Origin of the sequence: Paenibacillus xylanilyticus, assembly GCF_009664365.1 — a bacterium.
In the GTDB taxonomy this organism is placed as follows: Bacteria; Bacillota; Bacilli; order Paenibacillales; family Paenibacillaceae; genus Paenibacillus; species Paenibacillus xylanilyticus_A.
In genome coordinates, this window is the sequence record NZ_CP044310.1 from 1,752,767 (window position 1) to 1,770,994 (window position 18,228).

Consider the following 18,228-nt stretch of genomic DNA (forward strand, 5'->3'; position numbering starts at 1 on the left):
AGTCATAGTAGAAAGGGATCAATTTTGTTGAAAAAAAGAATTGCAAATGTAGTCTTGGTTATTTCTATAGTCGTGTATTTATATTATTTATGTATCATGCTGTTTAATCCGCCCACAGATTTTTCGGATATTGCACAATTGAAAATAAGGTCATCTGTATCAGCAGGAATTATGGCGATTGCTGCATTTATTAGGGTGAATATTAAGAGTAAGAAGTAGCTACTCTCTAGTTAACTAGAAGGTCGATTAAGCTAAAGCCCTAACAGAACGTATTTATAGGTTGGACAAATCTGCCGTCTTAGTTATGACCGTATTCTATTATATGCATTCTAAAAATCTCTGTTTCCAGTACATTACAATTGCGCTACAATGGAATGAATTGGAAGGTAGGAGTGATCAAATGAGTGCTGAATCGAGTGAGTTGTTGCGGAATTTGCATGCATTGTCTGGCCCTTTCCCTCCTTGGGACATCCTTCATTTGCCGGAGCGTCCTGGGGAGTTGTTTCTGGACTGGCTGCAAGTGGCGATTAAGGCCAACGTGAAGGAACCTCATGCCATGACAATTTCAACGGTGGATCAAGATGGTTATCCGGATGCGCGAGTATTGATTTTGAAAAATTGTCATTGATGAGGCGTTTTACTTTGCATCCAGTTCCGAGAGTCGGAAAGGAAGGCAGTTGGAGGATAACCCGCACGTGGCACTGACATTTTATTGGCCTGCGCTCGGGAGACAGGTTCGTATAAGGGGTACAGCCGCGGATATGGGAAATGAAGCAGGAGCAGATGACTTCCGGAAACGCTCGGCTGGAGCCAGAGCGGTTGCCATGACAGGGCGCCAGAGTCAGGAATTGGAGAGTGAGGAAGTATTAGATAGCTCTATTGAAGCTCAAAAGGAACGGATTCAAAGTGACCCGGATGTTGTTTCGTCCCATTGGCGGTTATATGCTGTGAATGCTCGAGAAGTTGAGTTTTGGCAGGGAGATTCGGGGCGTAAGCATACACGAATTCGGTATGAGCTGCAAGACGGGCAGTGGAAGCAGCACAGATTGTGGCCATGATACTTATATTGAAAGAACGTAGATGATAACCGAACTTTAGTATGTTTCTTTAATCCAATATTCTAGGGAGAGACGTGTATGAATACGATTGAAAGCTATTTTGACCCATTTCCCATTTTGGAAACGGAACGAACCTTGCTTCGTCCTCTCACCTACGATGATCTGGACGATATGTACAGCTATTGCTCGGTTCCTGCCGTTGCTGAATTCACCACGTGGGAAGCTCATCAGAGCAAGGAGGATACCAAAGGTTTTATCGATTTTGTCATGAACCGTTATGAGGCGGACAAGCTCGGGCCATGGGGGATTGAGGATAAACAGACCAAAAGGCTGATTGGCAGCTGCAATTATTTAGGCTGTGACAGCAACAGTATGAGAGTAGAATTGGGCTATGTGTTGTCCGACCAGTATTGGAATAAGGGCATCATGACAGAAGTGGTAAGCAAGATCATCCAATTTGGATTCGAGGAAGTAGGATTGGAGCGAATTCAAGCCAGATGTATGGTGGATAATACAGGTTCGGCCAAGGTGATGGAGAAGGTAGGCATGAAATTTGAGGGTATTTTGAGAAATTACATGAAGGTAAAGAATGAGCTTCGGGACTTGAAGATGTACTCTATAATTAGATCTGATTAATAGGAGTGACCTTTAGAGTACTGAGGTTAGGGCGATGTATCTATTTAGTAATATTTTTATTAGCACGGTATGTGATAGTTACAAGATTCTGCAGATAAAAATTTTCCTGAAGGGCGGTATTGTTAAATGGGAAGAAAATATCCAGAACGTGTCACAGCATCTATGTTGAGAGTTAACCATGATAATGAAACATTACTAATAAGACATAATACATCTGTTCACTTTGGTGAATCTACTGACCAATTAGGTATGGTTATAATGACAAACCCAGGAAGTTTTGAACTAAAAACAACGACGCCAGAATGGACTTCTTTTAAAAACGGCACAAGCCTGTCGGATACATTTGAGGTAGATGATTACGCAGACTTGACTATGCGAAACATAATTAAGGCAATCAAATGTAGTTATGAGGACCAATCCATGATCAGTGGTATTTTACGTGTTTACAACCTTTCTAATATTCGACAACCTGTTGGACTAAAAGCAGAAGTATATCATAATCGAGCAAAACAAGTCATATCAAGTGAATTAATGGCATTACTTGAAGACCCAATAACTCATTCTGAAGATTCATTTTTGGCAGAATGCAACAAGTCACGGTTTGTAATAATGGGATTTGTAGATAAAGTATTTGAAGATAAGATGTCCAAAGTCATCAACTGGTCGGAGTCTGTTAAAGATCGTAGAGTATGTGCTGTTGATAAGAAGGGACGCTTTTCACATCCGCGAAGGTGGATAACAGAACCTTTTTTGATGAATGAGGCAATTAAATCTCTGAAATCTGTAACAAGCAAATCTTAGTTGATTCTGACCATATTAATGATAGCAATTAGCGCAGTAGAGTTGCATATTACTTAATTATCACTTAGGTAATAAGGAGGTAACAAGGATGGTCATAATCGGGCTATATAAGGCGGTATCTCAAGCGGAGATCCTGGAACTCTCATTTTATATCATCTAATCCACAGTACATACGAACCTGACCCACTCCCGATGATTTCGGAGAGATGGGTTTTATTTTATTTTTCATCGTACTTGGCGTACATAATGTCATATCCGAACCCTGTATGCTTCCGCTATAATCTCCAGGTTGTAACTACATGGGATGAGGGAACCAGGAGGTATATGGAATTGACTGCAAAAAACAGATATAAATCACTCGAGCTGGAAACACCCGGTGTATACGAGCTGGAGGGGCTGGAAGTCGGGGTGACTTCCAATTGCAATTTCAAGTGTGACTATTGCTGTGCCTATAATCGGGACGATGGACAATGTATTGATGCACAGGAAGTGATTCGGATCATCGGAGAGCTTCCGAGGTTGAAACGTGTGCGTTTATCCGGGGGAGAAGTGACCCTCAAGTATCAGGATTGTCTGGATATTGTAAAGTATTGTGCAGCTCATGGAATCGATACGCAATTGAATACAAACGCCAGTTTACTGACGGAAGAGCGAATTCATGCGCTGCGTGATGCAGGGTTGTCCAATATTCATATTTCGTTCAACTATACCGATGCGAATGCCTATTCCGCCTATTATCGTGTTCATCCCCGCATGTATGAGAGGCTGGAGCGGAATATCCGGTTGTGTACAGAAGCTGGACTGGAGACGGTGCTGGAAACCCTGCTGTTTGAGGGAACACAAGCGAATATGCTGGCCATTAGCCAAAAGGTCTATGATCTGGGTGTGCGGATTCACGAGATTCAGAACAGTATCATGATGCCGCACAGCGATTGGAGCAGCATTGTTTCCAGGGAATCACTTGTTCGATCTGTAAAAGAGTTGATTGAACACAAGCAGGAAGACACCACCTTATACTTCACCTGCATGGATCGTTTTGCTGATTTGTTGGGGCTACACGAGCAGCCAGGCGTGTATTTCTCTAATTGTGTGGACGGAACGAAGCAGCTGCATTTGCATGGCAATGGAGACATTCTCATCTGTGAGCTGTGTCATCCGGTCGTCATCGGCAACATCTACCATGGCACATCCTTAAAAGAAATTTACGCCAAGCAGCCGCCCGCATTAGCGGATTTTCTGAAGAAGCGGCCATGTCCTGCGTATGATGCACTATTTGCAGGTGAGTAAGTGAAGATAGGAGATGAATGTATCGGTTCTCATAATTGAAAGGAGTCTGATCACATTCTTGTTTATGCCAACCATATGTTGAAGTCATTCATAAATGTATCTATTTGTTTGAAGGTTATCTACCCCCTGAAAGGGAGGAGGTGACCTTCTTTTTTTGCCTTTGAATAGGTTTCAGATTCATTTAAGCTATCCCGCCTATCATGGCCTTAAGAACTTAGATGATGAAGAGGTGGCTTCAATGATGAGAATGTATGATAAACCCAATCCGAATGATCCACATAGAAAAGCAATCCCGAATAAAAGGCGTAAATGGCTGATTGCCACGCTTGTCGTTATCCTTGGAATCGGCGGAATTGTCTACAGTCTGGCTGACCGTTACCTGATTCGGCATGTGGAAGTCGTCGTGGCGGATGACAACGCTTCGGCCACTAGCAGCAGTGCAAATGATGCGTCAAACGCAGCCGCAGAGGTCAATGCTACCTCAGACGACTGGAACTATTCCAGTGACGATATGCAGGTGAGCATCGAGAAGGTGCAGACCGGCTCCGGTGCAGATCAGATTACGTATTACGTTGCAGATGTGCAGATGACGGACGCAAGCAGTCTGAAATCGGCTTTGGCGGATAATAGCTTCGGCACCAACATTACGGAGAACACCTCAGAGATTGCAGCAGCGAACAACGCGATTTTCGCCATTAATGGTGATTACTACGGTTTTCGTAGTGATGGCGTAATTATTCGGAACGGTACGGTATACCGGGATGATCCGGTTCGTGATGCGATGGCGCTGTTTGCTGACGGGACGATGAAGACGTATAACGAAACGGAAGTTTCCTCTTCGGAGCTGCTGGCCGAAGGTGCAACCAATACGCTGTCATTTGGACCCATCTTGATTCAGGACGGGGAGATCGTAAGTGATTTTAGCAGTGTAAAAATCGATAACAACTTCGGTAATCGTTCCATTCAGGATGCGAATCCGAGAACGGCCATTGGCATGATTGCTCCGAATCATTATGTATTTGTTGTCGTGGATGGACGGCAGGATGACAGCCGGGGAATGACGCTGGCAGAGCTCGCGGATGTAATGAAGGGCCTAGGCGCAACAGAGGCCTATAACCTGGACGGCGGTGGTTCATCCACGATGTATTTCATGGGCAGAGTCGTGAATAATCCTCTGGGCAGAAATCAGGAACGCGGCGTAAGTGACATCCTTTACCTCAAGGAGGGACAATGATCATGACTATATTAATTCCATCCTACGAACCGGACGTGCGTTTATTAAATCTAATTTTGCAATTGCAGACGTTCCAATTGGGGCCGATTGTGATTGTGGATGATGGCAGCGGGCAGGAATTCCGAGGGATTTTTGAGACGGCTGAAGCGTATGGATGCACCGTGCTGACTCATCCGGTGAATCTCGGCAAGGGACGAGCACTCAAGACAGGATTCCAGTACATCAAGGAATTCGGACCACAAGGTGGGGTCGTCTGTGCAGACAGTGACGGTCAGCATCTGCCGCATGATATCCGGCGTATCTTCGATGTACTGCTGGAGCAAACCGCACCAGGTATTGTACTCGGAAGCCGCCGCTTCAGCGGCACGATTCCTGCACGCAGTCGTTTCGGTAATACCGTCACACGAGCGGTCTTCTCTTTCACAACGGGGACCAAAGTATACGACACACAGACCGGTCTGCGTGGTTTTCCCTATTCGATGCTGGACTGGTTATGTGAGATCCCGGGTGATCGTTTTGAGTACGAGATGAACATGTTATTAACTGCACGCAAAGAGGGCTACGAAATCACCGAGGAGTTTATTGACACGGTATATCTGGATCATAACAAATCCTCTCATTTTCGCCCGCTGGTAGACTCGTTCCGCATTTATATGCCGATTCTCATGTTCAGTACGTCATCGGTACTGTCCGCGCTGATCGATTTTGGACTACTGTTTGTCATCCAGTACTTCACGCATAATCTATTTCTGTCGGTCGTTGCAGCGAGATTATGCAGCTCCATCTTCAACTATACGATCAATCGGAAATATGTATTTTCAGCCGGGAAAACGTCCAAGGTACGTCAGTCATTACCGAAATACTTTTCACTGGTCATTCTGGTACTGCTATTAAATTACGGACTGCTATATTTCTATAACGAAAAACTGATTATCCCGCTGATCGCGGCCAAGGTATTGACGGAGGTGTCCATCTTTTTGTTCAGTTATTGGGCACAGCGCAAATTTGTCTATTAACACCGAGAGAGTGAGCGTAGAGCTTGCTCTCTTTTTTCGATCAAAACCGATTCAATAGAATATCCTTCGCTTCTTGGTTAACAAAAAAAGGTCGAGAACAGGGTATGTTACCCTGTTCTCGACCTTTTAAACTCAAAGGAGGACGAGCGTTACATCAGCCTCTTAATCTCATCCTTCAGGATTTCAGACTGGGTGCCGAAGATGACCTGCACAGCTCCGCCACCGAGCCTCATGACGCCGGAAGCGCCAAGCTGTTTGAGCGCCTGGTCGTTGACCGCTTTGTCGTCCCTAACAACTAGCCGGAGGCGAGTGATGCAGGCGTCGATGCTCTCGATATTGTCTGCGCCACCGATCTCCGCGAGCACTTTGCCAGCCTTGGTGTCGGCAGACGCCGCTGCCACGGCGGAAGCATGGGTGGGGGCATCGGCATCATTCGCGTCATCCTCGCGTCCCGGCGTTTTCAGGTTAAACTTGAGAATCATGAACCGGAAAAGGAAATAATAGACGACCGCAAATGCGAGACCGACCGGGATCAAGAGCAGCGGATTGGTCGACAGCTTCATGTTTACGAGGTAATCGATCAGACCTGCCGAGAAGGCGAAGCCAAGCTTAACATCCAGCAGGTACATGATCAGGGCCGCTGCACCGGTAAGAATAGCATGTACCACGTACAGCAGAGGCGCCGCAAACATGAAGGAGAACTCGAGCGGCTCCGTAATACCCGTTAAGAACGAAGCCACCGCTGCGCCGATAAAGATCGAAGCGACCATTTTGCGCTTTTCAGGCCGGGCTGTATGGATCAAGGCAAGCGCCGCCGCCGGAAGAGCGAACATCATAATCGGGAAGAAGCCAGACATGAACATGCCTGCCGTAGGGTCTCCGTTGAAGAAGCGGGTCAGGTCGCCGTGCACGACTTCCCCGGCTGCATTGGTATAATCTCCGATCTGGAACCAGGCAATGGAGTTGAGGACATGATGCAGACCAAGCGGGATAAGCAGGCGGTTGGCGATCATGAATATCATGGAGCCAACGCCGCCAAAGTCTACAATCCAGGCGCCGAAAGCGCCGATGGCATCCTGAATCGGGCTCCAGATCATGCCGAACAGGATGGCCAAAACCAGCATGGAGCCTGCGGTGACCATCGGCACAAAGCGTTTGCCGGAGAAGAAGCCGAGCCAGTCAGGAAGCTTGATATTATGGTATTTTTTATACATATAGGCTGCAAGCAGTCCGGCAAATATCCCGCCTAATACGCCCATATCCAGCTTAACATCGTCAGGAATATAGCCGAATACACCTGGAACGACTCCCAGAATCCGCGTCAGCACCATATAAGCGATCAGGGCAGAAAGCGCGGCGACCGCATCCCCCGCCAGTCCGATTGCCACCCCAATGGCGAAGATGAGCGCAAGGTTGCCGAAGATCGCCCCCGCTCCCTCATTCAGGAATGGAACTACATACTGATTAAGAAATCCCCCGATCACGGGACCGAGCGGAATGTCCTTTTCATAATTAAGAAGACCGAGGCCTTGAAGAATTCCTGCCGCAGGCAGGGTTGCTACAGGAAGCATCAGGGATCTTCCCAGCTTTTGCAGTGCTTTGAGCATATTGTTCTTCCTTTCTTTATTTTGATTTAGGTTATTTGGACAAGCTGACTTTCATGATAGTTCCCATGCCTGCTTCTACGCGGCCACACTCCGGGTGCGACTCCCATTGCTGTTCAGCCGCATTCGCAACGATGACAGGGGTGATGACCGGATAACCGGCTGAAGCGATCGCATTCAGGTCAAATTCAATCAGGGTCTGACCGATAGTGACCTGATCCCCAGTCTGAACTAGGGGGGTGAAGCCCTGTCCTTGCAGGCTGACAGTATTCATACCGATATGCAGCAGCAGCTGCAGCCCGGAAGCGTGCTCAATCATTACGGCATGGTGCGATTTGATCAGGTGCACCACAGTGCCGTCGATAGGGGCGACCAGCCTGCCCTCCTGGGGAATCACTGCAACTCCCGGTCCCATAAGTCCTTGCGCGAACGCTTCGTCAGGCACTTCTTCCAAACTGACACAGGTTCCGGTGAGCGGGGAGGCGACGGATATTGTTTCAGATGTTTTGGCAGATTTGTTGTTTTTCCATTTCCAGATCATTGTGTGTTGTCCTTTCTGTTGTTGGTTTTGGCATGGGTTTGAAAAAGCCGATATAAATGCATGGCGAGAAAAGCTGTTTCTTCCTCGGGTACCTCTGTACCCAAATCCTCGGCCATAACAGCGCTCAGTTTTCTGGCCAGCTGGTATTCGGACGGATATTCATTTTTCACATATTGTGCGAAAGTGGGGGCCGTCATCGGCTGCTGATACAGGCGTTCCATGGAGAAGCGCAGGTGTATCATGAGTCTTGCCTGGCTAAGGCTTCCCTGGTCAAAGCGAACGCCACCCTCCTCTTCAATAATGGATTGAAGCTTGCTGATCACATTGGATACCTTAACCAGCTGTCCGACAGGGACGTGATTTACGGAGGAGTACACATGGTATGTCAGGAACCCGGCCTCATCCTCCGGTACCTCTACGCCAAAGGCCTCTCCGATCATGGCCGCCGCTTCCGAGGCGATTTCGAATTCCTTCGGAAAACTGAGCTTTGTCTCCGTGAGGAAAGGATTCAGAATCTCCATCCCGTTACGGATACGATATAAGGTGAATTGAATATGACTCGGAAGAGCGAGGTAGATCTTGTCATTCAGCTTGCCGGGAAACTGATCAGCGATGAGACGAATAATTCGGTCAGAGATGTCGATGACATTTGGGTCTAAGTCCTTCATCAGCTCCTGCGCCTGCCCCCACTCCTCCCGGTCTTCCAGCCGGAACCTTTTCTCAATTCGCGGATCATCGGCCTGGACGGTGCTTTCCACCTTGAATGCAAATCCCAACCCTTTGCCGATCAGCACGTACTCCTTGGTATTCTGGTGCGACCGGGCCAGAACAATATTGCTGCCGACGACCCGCTCTACCTGCAGCATCATTTCTTTACTCACGGTTCACCGCCTCCTCGTTTCTAAAGTTAACGCTTTCATTTCAGACCTCCGGAACGCAAAAAGAGCCAAGAAGCGAATATAGTCTCAGGTTCGCTTCTTGGCTCATGCCCTCTGGGGTGGTAACACGCCAATTCATTATATATTTTATGCAGAACGTTCTTCGTACATAATATAGAACCTGATCTGCCACCGTCAACCATAATTTTTGTCATCCATCTGTTCGTCGTTTAATATAGGGAGTGTGTAAACGAAAAGGAGCCTGCCGTATTGGATAAAAAAAGGAGCCATGATCACCTTTCAAGGTGCAGTGAGCCTAACCCGTTGTTGATCATATTCAGGTAGATGGAGCCAAATCTTACAAGAATAGGAGTGTGCCTATGTATCTTAGAAGTGTGGAGCTCATGATGGATAAGGTCGAGAATCGCAAGAAGTATCCGTTTGATATACCAGCCATAGAATCCTTGAAGCGGTTGGAATTCAGTAATAATATTACTTTTTTTGTCGGTGAAAATGGATCGGGCAAATCCACTCTGCTGGAGGGAATCGCTCATCAATGTGGATTCAATGCAGCTGGAGGCGGTAGGAATAACGTCTTTGAGATGCATGCTTCGGAATCTTCATTAGGGGATTATCTGCGACTCGCCTGGATGCCAAAGATTACGAATGGTTTTTTTATGCGATCTGAATCCTTCTATCAATTTGCCTCACATGTCGATGAGATGGGTTCTCTTGAATACTATGGCGGGCGTTCGCTGCATGAGCAATCTCATGGAGAGTCCTTTCTTAATCTGTTTGTGAACCGCTTCAGATCGAAAGGCATCTACCTGCTGGATGAGCCCGAAGCCGCACTGTCTCCTGCCAGACAGCTATCCTTGCTGCGCATTCTTCATGACCTTTCCGGGACATCCCAATTCATTATTGCAACCCATTCCCCCATTTTGCTGGGTTATCCCGATGCAGACATATTGAATTTTGATGATAGCTGTATTCAGAAAATGGCTTATGAAGATACGGAGCATTATCAGATCACGCGAAGCTTTTTGGAGAATCGCCATCGCATGCTGGACGAGCTGTTCAAGGACTGATTTTGGTCTTGATACTGTTCAAAAAAGTTGAGGGATGACATGCATAAGTCTGTTGCCATTATTTCAGATGTTCATAGTAATTACTTGGCATTAGAGGCCGTGTTACAAGATATTGCTGCCCGTAACATAAACCTTATCGTCAATTTGGGGGATAGCCTGTTTGGCCCGGTTGATCCGCTTGCGACAGCGCGATTATTAATGGACCAGGAGAATATCGTACATGTGATGGGGAATTGTGACGAGGTGCTTTTGCAACAAGAAAGCTCATCGGAAACCTTTCAATTTGTAAAGCCCCTTCTTGATCAGAGAATTGAAAATTGGATCAGATCATTCCATCGTACGTGGGCGTACGAAGAGTTATTATTTTGCCACGGTACACCGTGGGAGCATGATCAGTATTTGCTGGAAGAAGTAACGGAGGAAGGGGTTCGGTATAAAGATACGGTTCAATTGGCTAACGAACTTCTGAATGTACCGCAGCGTTATATTTTTTGCGGACACAGTCATGTGTTTCAATTGAAATATTTGCCGAAAAAAAAGGTGATCGTGAACGTAGGCAGTGTCGGTTTGCCTGCTTATCATGATGATTCGCCCTATCCGCATGTCATGGAATCCAACTCGCCTCACGCGGAATATGCGATTGCTTATCGTAATGCGCAGGGGAACTGGAACATGGAACATGTAATGGTTGAATATGATTGGGAGAGAGCCAGTTTCATGGCTCAAACAAATGGCCGAGAAGATTATGCTGTTGCAATCAGGACAGGGAGAATGGCGTGAAATTTCATATAAGCAATTTAAACGATTTTGTAGAGACGTTTTGGAACGAGGAGGAGAGTTAATCATGAGTTTTAAATTGGTATTGCTGGACCAAATGGCTGCCTGTCATCATGACAAGAGCTGGTTTATACCGCTGGATGAGATGTTACGTGATGTAACTGCTGCTCAGGCTGCATGGACGAATGATGAAGGTCAATCCATCTGGAGGCTGGTGCATCATCTGATATTCTGGAATGAGAGATGGTTGGATCGTTTTATCCAAGGTGAAGTAAGAATGGATCATCATATAGATAATGATGAAACGTTTTATGTGGACCCTTCCCGCGTTAGTGAAGAGGAGTGGCAGAAGAGTATTGAACGAGTCGGATCTACGTTTGTTCAATGGATTCAGGCCGTACAAGAAAGTGATGATGCAAAACTGGAACTGACCATCCCTTCTTATTTTAATGCTCCGTGGTGGAACGTCATATCTAATGTGTGCATTCACAATGCGTATCATATTGGGCAGATCATGATGCTGAAAAAGAACGTCATAGCCTCAGCATAACAATAAGCTGCAGCAGATATAGAGGAGTACCGCCTGCAATAATCGAATACATATATTGGGAGCATTCTTTATTTAGAAGCACCAATAAGGCAGTAAATCAAAATTTCAAGGAGTGTTCGGATGAAAATAGGTTTTCTAATCGTGGATATGCAAGAGAGTATTGTGCGAGGTCGAGTCGAACAAAAAGGGATAGACCACGCTTGTGAGTATATCAACCACGTTGCAGATGTGCTTCGTTCAAATGATCATGTGGTGGTTCATGTGCAAGACGTCGAAGGGTTGGAAGAATCATCTCCGGAGGAATATCGGATTATTTCCGAGGTGAATGTCAATGAGAAGGATCTCACCGTTACGAAAGAAAGCTCCAATGCTTTCTGGCAGACAGAGCTGGAGTCTGTACTGAAGAGTCATGGTGTTGAGCTCGTGATCATCTCCGGTTTTGCCGCAGAGGAATGTGTTCTATTCACTTATAATGGAGCGATGGAGCGAGGATTCAGACCCGTTATGCTGCAAAATGGAATTCTCAGCACTCATCAGGAAGCGGTGACATCTACCTACAGAGATCGGAATGTGATCTCATATCCTGTGGTAGACTATCTCATCAAATAAACGAGAATATCCATGGATGCGACGAGGTCGTATCCATTTTTGCTATACATGGCAGATTCGTCAGACAGGACTACAAGTTTAAAGAAGGAGCAGCGGAGATGACAAGTCGAATTGTGGTTACAGGCGGGGCCATTATCAGAGATGATCATGGGAGAATTCTGCTGCAGCGTAGATCCGATTACGGTGACTGGGGATTGCCTGGTGGCGGTATGGAGCCCGGAGAGCGTATCGAAGAAACCATGATCAGAGAAGTGAAGGAAGAGACTGGCCTGGATGTGATTTCGTATGAACTGGCTTCCATCTACACGGGTGAGAGAATGAAGTATACCTATCCGGATGGCAATGAGGTCGTATTTGTCATGTTTCTGTTTAACGTCAGAGTTAATTTAGACGGAAAACTAGCTGAGGATGGACGAACACTATATTTTGAGGACGAGAATAAAGAGTCGTTGCAACTAACATTTGAAGTTTGGATGAAATCGAGATCGATATGATTAATAAGGTGCAGAGGCCGACTATTATAGATTTGATTCAAGAGAAGCAGGGGATTCTGCGTTAAGGAAAACAAATAACAGAATGGAGTGATACGTATGCCTTGGCCCATGGTACATTTTGCGGTTGCATCTGAAATCAGTTCTAATCCATCTCCGGAATTCTTGCTGGGAAGTCTGGCTCCTGATTCAATTCACGTGAGAAGTGATGTGCGCAGTGAGAAGGCAAAAACACATCTAATGATCGAAGAAGGCAGATTCGCAACAGATGAAGAGCTTCGGACGTTTTGGGAGTCCCATAGGCAGCAGGCGGAACGTGATCCTGCATTCTGGCAGTATTTGTGCGGATACATCGCCCATATTTATACGGACCGTGTGTGGACCTTTGATATCTACCCTGCATATGAAGAACATCCTCATGGCAGGAAGAGGTACACGCAGGAGGTAACGAAGCTGGAATTTATGATTTTGCGTAATCGTTCTGAGTCTCATGAGCTGCTGAATAAACTGAATGCGGGTAAGGCCTATGATTTGGGTGGTTTGCTTGAACAAGAGGTAGTTCAGTACAGGAAAGTGAAGGTGGATTTCTTGAATAATCCTGCGCATGAGCCCGCGGAAGATTTGAGTATTTTATCCATGGACGTTCTGGAACATTTCATTCATACAACTGCTCTAAGACTAAAACAATTGTTTGCGGAATGGAACGTATTTGAAGATTTACACACCAAAACCTCAAGCTAGGGAGTGCTTTGTTGAAGGTATATAAGAAAGAAGTCCGTAAAATGACGGTCAATGAGGTTTTATTCCTCTATGTTGTGGATGAGCAAGCCTACGATATAATTATCCGTATATATTCGAATGCGTTCAAATCTACCTTCGTAGAGTTTGTGGTCCCTTGGGAAGATACAAGGGATATTTTACTCTATGAGCCCAAGCTGATTTCCAAACTCGTTCAATATGCGATAAACCAAGGATGGGACTTCCATCAGAAAAATAATCAAATGAAATTCGACAACGCGACACGTATCATAAGAGTATTGATGGCAGAGTAGAGTAGAACCATTAGGAAAGTGCTGTGCTGCGCTACATAAAAAATGAGGTGACTGCTTATGCACCAAGTTATTCGCCTTACGGAATATCACGAGAGATATGATGAGGCATTAGCCAATTTTTCACTGACCGGAGAGCAGTTCTCGTTTACTGCATTACCTGCAGAAGTGATCGAGGAGGCCATCTCCAACCCCGATAAGGTTCCCATTGTGATTTTAAAAGAGGAGACACCGGTAGGCTTCTTTATTTTACATAAAAAATCGGAATACGCCGAAGGAAAGAAATATTCGAAAGCAATCTTGATAAGAGCATTATCCATTACGTTGGAACATCAGGGGAGAGGGTATGCACGGGCTGCCATGCAGGCGATCGGTCCATTGCTTCAGCAGATTGAGCCAGGCATGAAGGAAGTTATCCTCGCTGTAAATGAACAGAATGTGGCAGCACAGAGCCTGTATTTGAAGGTGGGTTTTCGTGACACGGGCATTCGAAGGGTTGGAGTACATGGTCTCCAGTTCGTTTTTCATAAACGAATGGATTGACCATAACCATGCCGAAAAGTTTATGAATCATTAGAAGAGAGGAGAATGTTATGCGAGCCAAAATCAAACAGGCAGACTTGGGTTCATCGCAACTTAGCTGGTTGTGTGTCCAGCCGATGCTCATTTCCGTTCGAGGTAAAGATGTTGCAGCCAAAGCAGAGATGTACCACCAGTTAAATGAAGGCCAACAAGCACTATTCCTGTTCTACTCCTATCATAACCACACGAAAAGTCTGGCGGAGTTTTACTGGTTCTCGGCTTACAATATTATGGAGATGAAGAGCTGGAGCGGCATCCGCAATGGAATGCGTTTTTTTAATCAGAATGAGATGGTAGCTCTGCTGGATAACATCGAGCGTGTGATTATAGATAAAAATAGAATCGGAGATCAGTGGCGTGAGGTTACGCCAACAGATTTGGAGCAAGATCCCAACCTGTATCCATTAATTGAGGACTTGTTCAATCAATATCGCGTTCAATCTGAGGAAGTAATCATGAGTATAAATAAGGAGATTTTGCAACATCAGGAGATGTATTTTGAAATTGAGGATAAGGGGTAAGGAGACCGGGAATTGAAATTCGAATATCTGAAATTTTCGTGCAATGTAGATGTGTTTCATAGAGATCTGGACATGATCGTTAGGTTTTATGATGGATCAAGAGAACCTGCGGAAGAGGAAATCGTTGATCTGGTGATTGCCGATCCGGGTTATGGCTATCTTATACTGAAGTATAAAGGGGATGCCGCGTTATTGAGTGGATTTCTGAATGAGTCGGTTTTTGCATCGGATGAGATGGTAGAAGCAGCAATTGATTATGTTGAACGCTTGTCACCACATTCTCAAAGTGTATATATGCCGTATCACGTGTCTCGATTCAAGCCAACAAGTTATGTGGAATACAATGGGGAATACTGATCATTCCCCATACAGCATTCTTTAGAGTACATATACAATGGAGATAAATTCACATAACAACGTTAATTGATGGTTAAAAAGAAATGCGATTTATTCGAACTTCATACATTAGTCAGCTGATGTGCAACAAACCTGCAACTTCTTGCAACAAAACGCAATTCAGTATGCTGGTTTTTGCTTTGCCTGTAATATGAGTGATGAGAGGAGGGTAACACGTGAAAGTGACATTTGAAACAGATGCATCCATGGAACGAAGTCTCGCCAAGATAGTGACCAATCCTGCCGAACAACAGCGTTGGGATGAGATTGATAAAGCGATTAGCCACTTGGAAAGACAGCTGGTCGTCATCAATCCGAAGAATAATCGCAATGTCCAGATCCAGCCAAGCTCAATTCTTGCCATTGAGTCCGAGGATCGAATGTGCAATGTACGTGTAATTTCGGGAGAGAGCTATCTGCTTGGCAAACGTCTTAAATATGTGGAAGAAGACGTGGATTCGTCCCAGTTTCTGAAGATTAACAACTCAACGATGATCAATGTTAAACACATCCAGGCGTTCGCCGCCACAGATCATGCCAGAATCCAGGTTGAGCTTAAGGATGGATCCAGCTATTACGTCAGTCGGTACTATATCAAAAATTTCAGGGGGAAATTATTATGATCGCAAATCTCAAGCATTCGTTTTTTCAGGTATTTACAATAACTTTGCTATGGGTCACGCTGCTGATCACCTTGTTCTTCAAAGATCAAACAATCCAGATGGGGTATCTATGGAACCTCGCCGGAATTGCGTTCATCGCAGCCGTGGTATTTGGAGTCATGTATGATGCGCTGTGGAACTACTTTACGTTGAAACCGATCTGGAATATTGTGATCTCGTCTACCATTAACATTCTCGGAGGTACGGCGGGTGTGTGGTTGTTCTCAGAGGAGATGTTCCACTTTATCGCACCGTGGTTCCCTGGCATGTGGCTTTTGTCGATTGTGCTGCACACCATTGCCTTTTATTTTTATGCTAGAATGGATAGCAGGAAAAAAGCGGAAGAATTAAACAAGATCCTGAAGTAGACAAGGAGAAACCGGATGAATGAAGAAAAGGTTCTTGAGGAGTTCGGCTTGGAGCCGGACTCCCGGGACAGGGAGCGTATTCGTACACTGCTGCAGCAAGAAATCGACAATCCAAATGTGATGGACAATGATTATCTCAAAATCTTATGTATCATGTTGTTTGCAATCGGTCATGTAGAGGACACTCAGCTCATCTGGCAAGCCAAAAGAAAGAATCAGGATACGGGCAGTTATGTGGATGTACAGCTGCTGTGTGGTGCCGTTTTCGAGGACACAATAACGTATCTGGACCAATTGGGAGGACAGCAAGCAGAAGAGCAGTTACAATATCTCAGACAGTGTGAGCCATATGACTTTGTGGACTTTTCCAAGGAGGAATGGATCGCCCAGTACAAACAATATTACGGCGTTATCGAGGGTGGGTCCTCACTGTGACGACAGCGTTTATACAGGCTGCACTTGGAACCTGTTGGAGATACAACCGGATGGTACATCTGGGCGGGGGAATATTCGGATGCAGACGGCTTTTTCGTACCATTACATACAGAACACGTGGATGAATGGGATCCCAAAATTAAGAAGTACCTGCGACTCGCGCCAGGTTGGCGATTTTTAATTGCAGAAGACGTTGAAGATGTGTGGTTTGATGAACAGTTACTAGATCAGAAATAATCACAGAAGATTAATGAAGTTAATGAAATCGTCCAAGGAGAAAACATCATGAATAACCCTACGATCAATATACAAGAGTACACTGCCGAGTATCAATCCCAGGTAATCCGTTTGATTTTGCAGATACAGCAGCAGGAATACCAGATTTCCATCACTGGAGAGGATCAGCCGGATTTGCTTGAGATTGAAACCTTTTATCAAAAAGGTATCGGGAACTTCTGGATCGCGCTTGCCAATGAAGAAGTGGTGGGTACGATTGCATTGCTCGATATTGGAGAGGAACAAGCTGCGCTCAGGAAGATGTTTGTAGCCAAAAATTACAGGGGACAAGAACTGCAAGTTTCGAGACGACTGCTGCAACAGGCATTTCAGTGGGCCAAGGAGATGGCTGTGCATGATATTTACCTTGGAACGACACAGCAGTTCGTGGCAGCACATCGATTTTACGAGAAAAATGGATTCGTTTCGGTTACACGTGAGGCACTGCCGGATGCTTTTCCGGTGATGAAAGTAGATAGCAAGTTTTATCACCATACCACGCCCTTTGCATGAGGCAAGTCATGCAGAGCAGCGTGTTTTTTTTATTCTATAGAAAGAATGATAGCATACTTGAACCGTTCGCAAATTCCACATTATGGGTTATGATGTATCAAAGAGAAATTGTAACATACATAGGAAGTTTGAATTGGATTATATGGGGATTTTTGACACATCGGAGGGGATAGGATGAAGGCCAATTTCCTTGATTTCTATGGGACAGTTGTGCATGAAGACGACGATATACTTCCAGTGATCTACGAACAAATACAAGCCGCAGCGCGTGTTGAATGTACAACAGCCGAAATAGGTGATTTTTGGTGGAAGGCATTTTCCGAAATGTTCCATGCAAGCCACGGCAGTCAGTTTACGACCCAACGAGTACTCAATGTACAGTCCCTGACAGCAACGCTCCGACATTTTCAAGCAGATGGTGTCGCGGAGCTGCTTAATCAGGAGCAATTGGCTCACTGGCGTGATCCCGGGATATTTGAGGACTCCATTCCCTTTCTGCAATCGATAGACATCCCTGTATATATCCTCTCGAATATCGATACAGATGATGTAAGAGCTGCAATGGAGAAGCATGGCATTGAGGCAGCAGGTGTGATTACCAGTGAAGATGTCCGTTCTTACAAACCAAGACCCGAGATGTTTAATGAAGCATTAGCCAGATATGATCTGTCCCGGCATGACGTCATACATATTGGCGATTCGTTGACAAGTGACGTACAGGGAGCTCAAAACACTGGCATCCAGGCTGTCTGGTTAAACCGCAAAGGCAAAACTAAACCTCTGCATATCCATCCGGAATATGTGTGCAGGGATCTGACGGAAGTTCTGAAATTGTTGTAGAGTTCTGGAAGCTGGG

The 18,228-nt window shown here is 45.5% G+C and carries 25 protein-coding genes and 1 pseudogene; 23 read left to right on the plus strand and 3 right to left on the minus strand.

Annotation, left to right across the window (positions count from 1 at the left end; translation table 11 throughout):
* Positions 1-400 precede the first annotated feature (400 nt).
* From F4V51_RS29240 to F4V51_RS07905, 7 genes are all read left to right on the plus strand, one after another.
* Complete coding sequence (locus tag F4V51_RS29240) at positions 401-628, plus strand: pyridoxamine 5'-phosphate oxidase family protein (protein WP_265333668.1); 228 nt, start codon at positions 401-403, stop codon at positions 626-628.
* A gap of 49 nt (positions 629-677) precedes the next feature.
* Positions 678-1,058, plus strand: coding sequence for a pyridoxine 5'-phosphate oxidase C-terminal domain-containing protein (locus tag F4V51_RS29245; RefSeq protein ID WP_265333667.1), 381 nt, complete (start codon positions 678-680; stop codon positions 1,056-1,058).
* Positions 1,059-1,136: 78 nt separating this feature from the next.
* Positions 1,137-1,694, plus strand: coding sequence for a GNAT family N-acetyltransferase (locus F4V51_RS07885; protein ID WP_153977558.1), 558 nt, complete (start codon positions 1,137-1,139; stop codon positions 1,692-1,694).
* 126 nt (positions 1,695-1,820) lie between these two features.
* Entirely contained in the window at positions 1,821-2,495 is a 675-nt protein-coding gene (locus F4V51_RS07890) for a hypothetical protein (protein ID WP_153977559.1), read from the plus strand.
* A gap of 330 nt (positions 2,496-2,825) precedes the next feature.
* Complete coding sequence (locus F4V51_RS07895; protein ID WP_153977560.1) at positions 2,826-3,782, plus strand: radical SAM protein; 957 nt, start codon at positions 2,826-2,828, stop codon at positions 3,780-3,782.
* Positions 3,783-4,020: 238 nt separating this feature from the next.
* Positions 4,021-5,016 carry a phosphodiester glycosidase family protein gene (locus F4V51_RS07900; protein WP_153977561.1) on the plus strand — a complete coding sequence of 332 codons (996 nt, stop codon included), beginning with the start codon at positions 4,021-4,023 and terminating at the stop codon, positions 5,014-5,016.
* A 2-nt stretch (positions 5,017-5,018) separates the two neighbouring features.
* Positions 5,019-6,032 (plus strand): bifunctional glycosyltransferase family 2/GtrA family protein, encoded by a 1,014-nt coding sequence (locus F4V51_RS07905; RefSeq protein WP_153977562.1) that lies wholly within the window; start codon positions 5,019-5,021, stop codon positions 6,030-6,032.
* A gap of 149 nt (positions 6,033-6,181) precedes the next feature.
* Here the strand turns inward: F4V51_RS07905 and F4V51_RS07910 are convergent, their stop codons facing one another.
* Genes F4V51_RS07910 through F4V51_RS07920 form a run of 3 tightly spaced genes read right to left on the minus strand, consistent with a single transcriptional unit; the run spans position 6,182 to position 9,058 of the window.
* Entirely contained in the window at positions 6,182-7,639 is a 1,458-nt protein-coding gene (locus F4V51_RS07910) for a PTS transporter subunit EIIC (protein ID WP_153977563.1), read from the minus strand.
* A gap of 31 nt (positions 7,640-7,670) precedes the next feature.
* Positions 7,671-8,177 carry a PTS sugar transporter subunit IIA gene (locus tag F4V51_RS07915; protein ID WP_153977564.1) on the minus strand — a complete coding sequence of 169 codons (507 nt, stop codon included), beginning with the start codon at positions 8,175-8,177 and terminating at the stop codon, positions 7,671-7,673.
* Positions 8,174-9,058, minus strand: coding sequence for a PRD domain-containing protein (locus tag F4V51_RS07920; protein WP_236146719.1), 885 nt, complete (start codon positions 9,056-9,058; stop codon positions 8,174-8,176). The genes F4V51_RS07915 and F4V51_RS07920 overlap by 4 nt, the downstream gene beginning before the upstream one ends.
* 377 nt (positions 9,059-9,435) lie before the next feature.
* Here F4V51_RS07920 and F4V51_RS07925 point away from each other — a divergent pair, with 377 nt between their 5' ends.
* The 16 genes and pseudogenes from F4V51_RS07925 to F4V51_RS07995 all read left to right on the plus strand — a co-directional run bounded on the left by F4V51_RS07925 (position 9,436) and on the right by F4V51_RS07995 (position 18,212).
* A complete protein-coding gene (locus F4V51_RS07925; protein ID WP_153977565.1) occupies positions 9,436-10,143 on the plus strand; it encodes an AAA family ATPase in 708 nt (235 codons plus the stop codon).
* A 39-nt stretch (positions 10,144-10,182) separates the two neighbouring features.
* Positions 10,183-10,923 (plus strand): metallophosphoesterase family protein, encoded by a 741-nt coding sequence (locus tag F4V51_RS07930; RefSeq protein WP_153977566.1) that lies wholly within the window; start codon positions 10,183-10,185, stop codon positions 10,921-10,923.
* Positions 10,924-10,987: 64 nt separating this feature from the next.
* On the plus strand, positions 10,988-11,470 hold the full coding sequence (locus tag F4V51_RS07935) for a DinB family protein (RefSeq protein WP_416226517.1): 483 nt from the start codon (positions 10,988-10,990) through the stop codon (positions 11,468-11,470).
* A gap of 120 nt (positions 11,471-11,590) precedes the next feature.
* Positions 11,591-12,079 carry a cysteine hydrolase family protein gene (locus F4V51_RS07940; protein ID WP_153977568.1) on the plus strand — a complete coding sequence of 163 codons (489 nt, stop codon included), beginning with the start codon at positions 11,591-11,593 and terminating at the stop codon, positions 12,077-12,079.
* Positions 12,080-12,177: 98 nt separating this feature from the next.
* Positions 12,178-12,573, plus strand: a complete 396-nt coding sequence (locus tag F4V51_RS07945) for an NUDIX domain-containing protein (RefSeq protein WP_236146721.1) — start codon at positions 12,178-12,180, stop codon at positions 12,571-12,573.
* A 96-nt stretch (positions 12,574-12,669) separates the two neighbouring features.
* Positions 12,670-13,311 (plus strand): hypothetical protein, encoded by a 642-nt coding sequence (locus tag F4V51_RS07950; protein WP_153977569.1) that lies wholly within the window; start codon positions 12,670-12,672, stop codon positions 13,309-13,311.
* 11 nt (positions 13,312-13,322) lie between these two features.
* A complete protein-coding gene (locus F4V51_RS07955; protein ID WP_153977570.1) occupies positions 13,323-13,622 on the plus strand; it encodes a hypothetical protein in 300 nt (99 codons plus the stop codon).
* Between the two features lie 57 nt (positions 13,623-13,679).
* Positions 13,680-14,162: a GNAT family N-acetyltransferase gene (locus tag F4V51_RS07960; RefSeq protein ID WP_153977571.1), complete on the plus strand. Its 483-nt coding sequence runs from the start codon at positions 13,680-13,682 to the stop codon at positions 14,160-14,162.
* A 50-nt stretch (positions 14,163-14,212) separates the two neighbouring features.
* Positions 14,213-14,722, plus strand: a complete 510-nt coding sequence (locus F4V51_RS07965) for a hypothetical protein (protein ID WP_153977572.1) — start codon at positions 14,213-14,215, stop codon at positions 14,720-14,722.
* Positions 14,723-14,734: 12 nt separating this feature from the next.
* Positions 14,735-15,079: a hypothetical protein gene (locus F4V51_RS07970; RefSeq protein ID WP_153977573.1), complete on the plus strand. Its 345-nt coding sequence runs from the start codon at positions 14,735-14,737 to the stop codon at positions 15,077-15,079.
* A 215-nt stretch (positions 15,080-15,294) separates the two neighbouring features.
* Entirely contained in the window at positions 15,295-15,741 is a 447-nt protein-coding gene (locus F4V51_RS07975) for a LytTR family DNA-binding domain-containing protein (RefSeq protein ID WP_153977574.1), read from the plus strand.
* Positions 15,738-16,148 (plus strand): hypothetical protein, encoded by a 411-nt coding sequence (locus F4V51_RS07980; protein WP_153977575.1) that lies wholly within the window; start codon positions 15,738-15,740, stop codon positions 16,146-16,148. The genes F4V51_RS07975 and F4V51_RS07980 overlap by 4 nt, the downstream gene beginning before the upstream one ends.
* A gap of 15 nt (positions 16,149-16,163) precedes the next feature.
* Positions 16,164-16,583, plus strand: a complete 420-nt coding sequence (locus F4V51_RS07985; RefSeq protein WP_153977576.1) for a hypothetical protein — start codon at positions 16,164-16,166, stop codon at positions 16,581-16,583.
* A 42-nt stretch (positions 16,584-16,625) separates the two neighbouring features.
* Positions 16,626-16,814: pseudogene (locus F4V51_RS29035) on the plus strand (hypothetical protein); the annotation flags it as partial.
* Between the two features lie 54 nt (positions 16,815-16,868).
* On the plus strand, positions 16,869-17,372 hold the full coding sequence (locus tag F4V51_RS07990; protein WP_153977577.1) for a GNAT family N-acetyltransferase: 504 nt from the start codon (positions 16,869-16,871) through the stop codon (positions 17,370-17,372).
* A 174-nt stretch (positions 17,373-17,546) separates the two neighbouring features.
* The gene (locus F4V51_RS07995; RefSeq protein ID WP_153977578.1) at positions 17,547-18,212 is read left to right on the plus strand and encodes an HAD family hydrolase; all 666 of its coding nucleotides are present in this window, start codon (positions 17,547-17,549) and stop codon (positions 18,210-18,212) included.
* Positions 18,213-18,228: the final 16 nt, after the last annotated feature.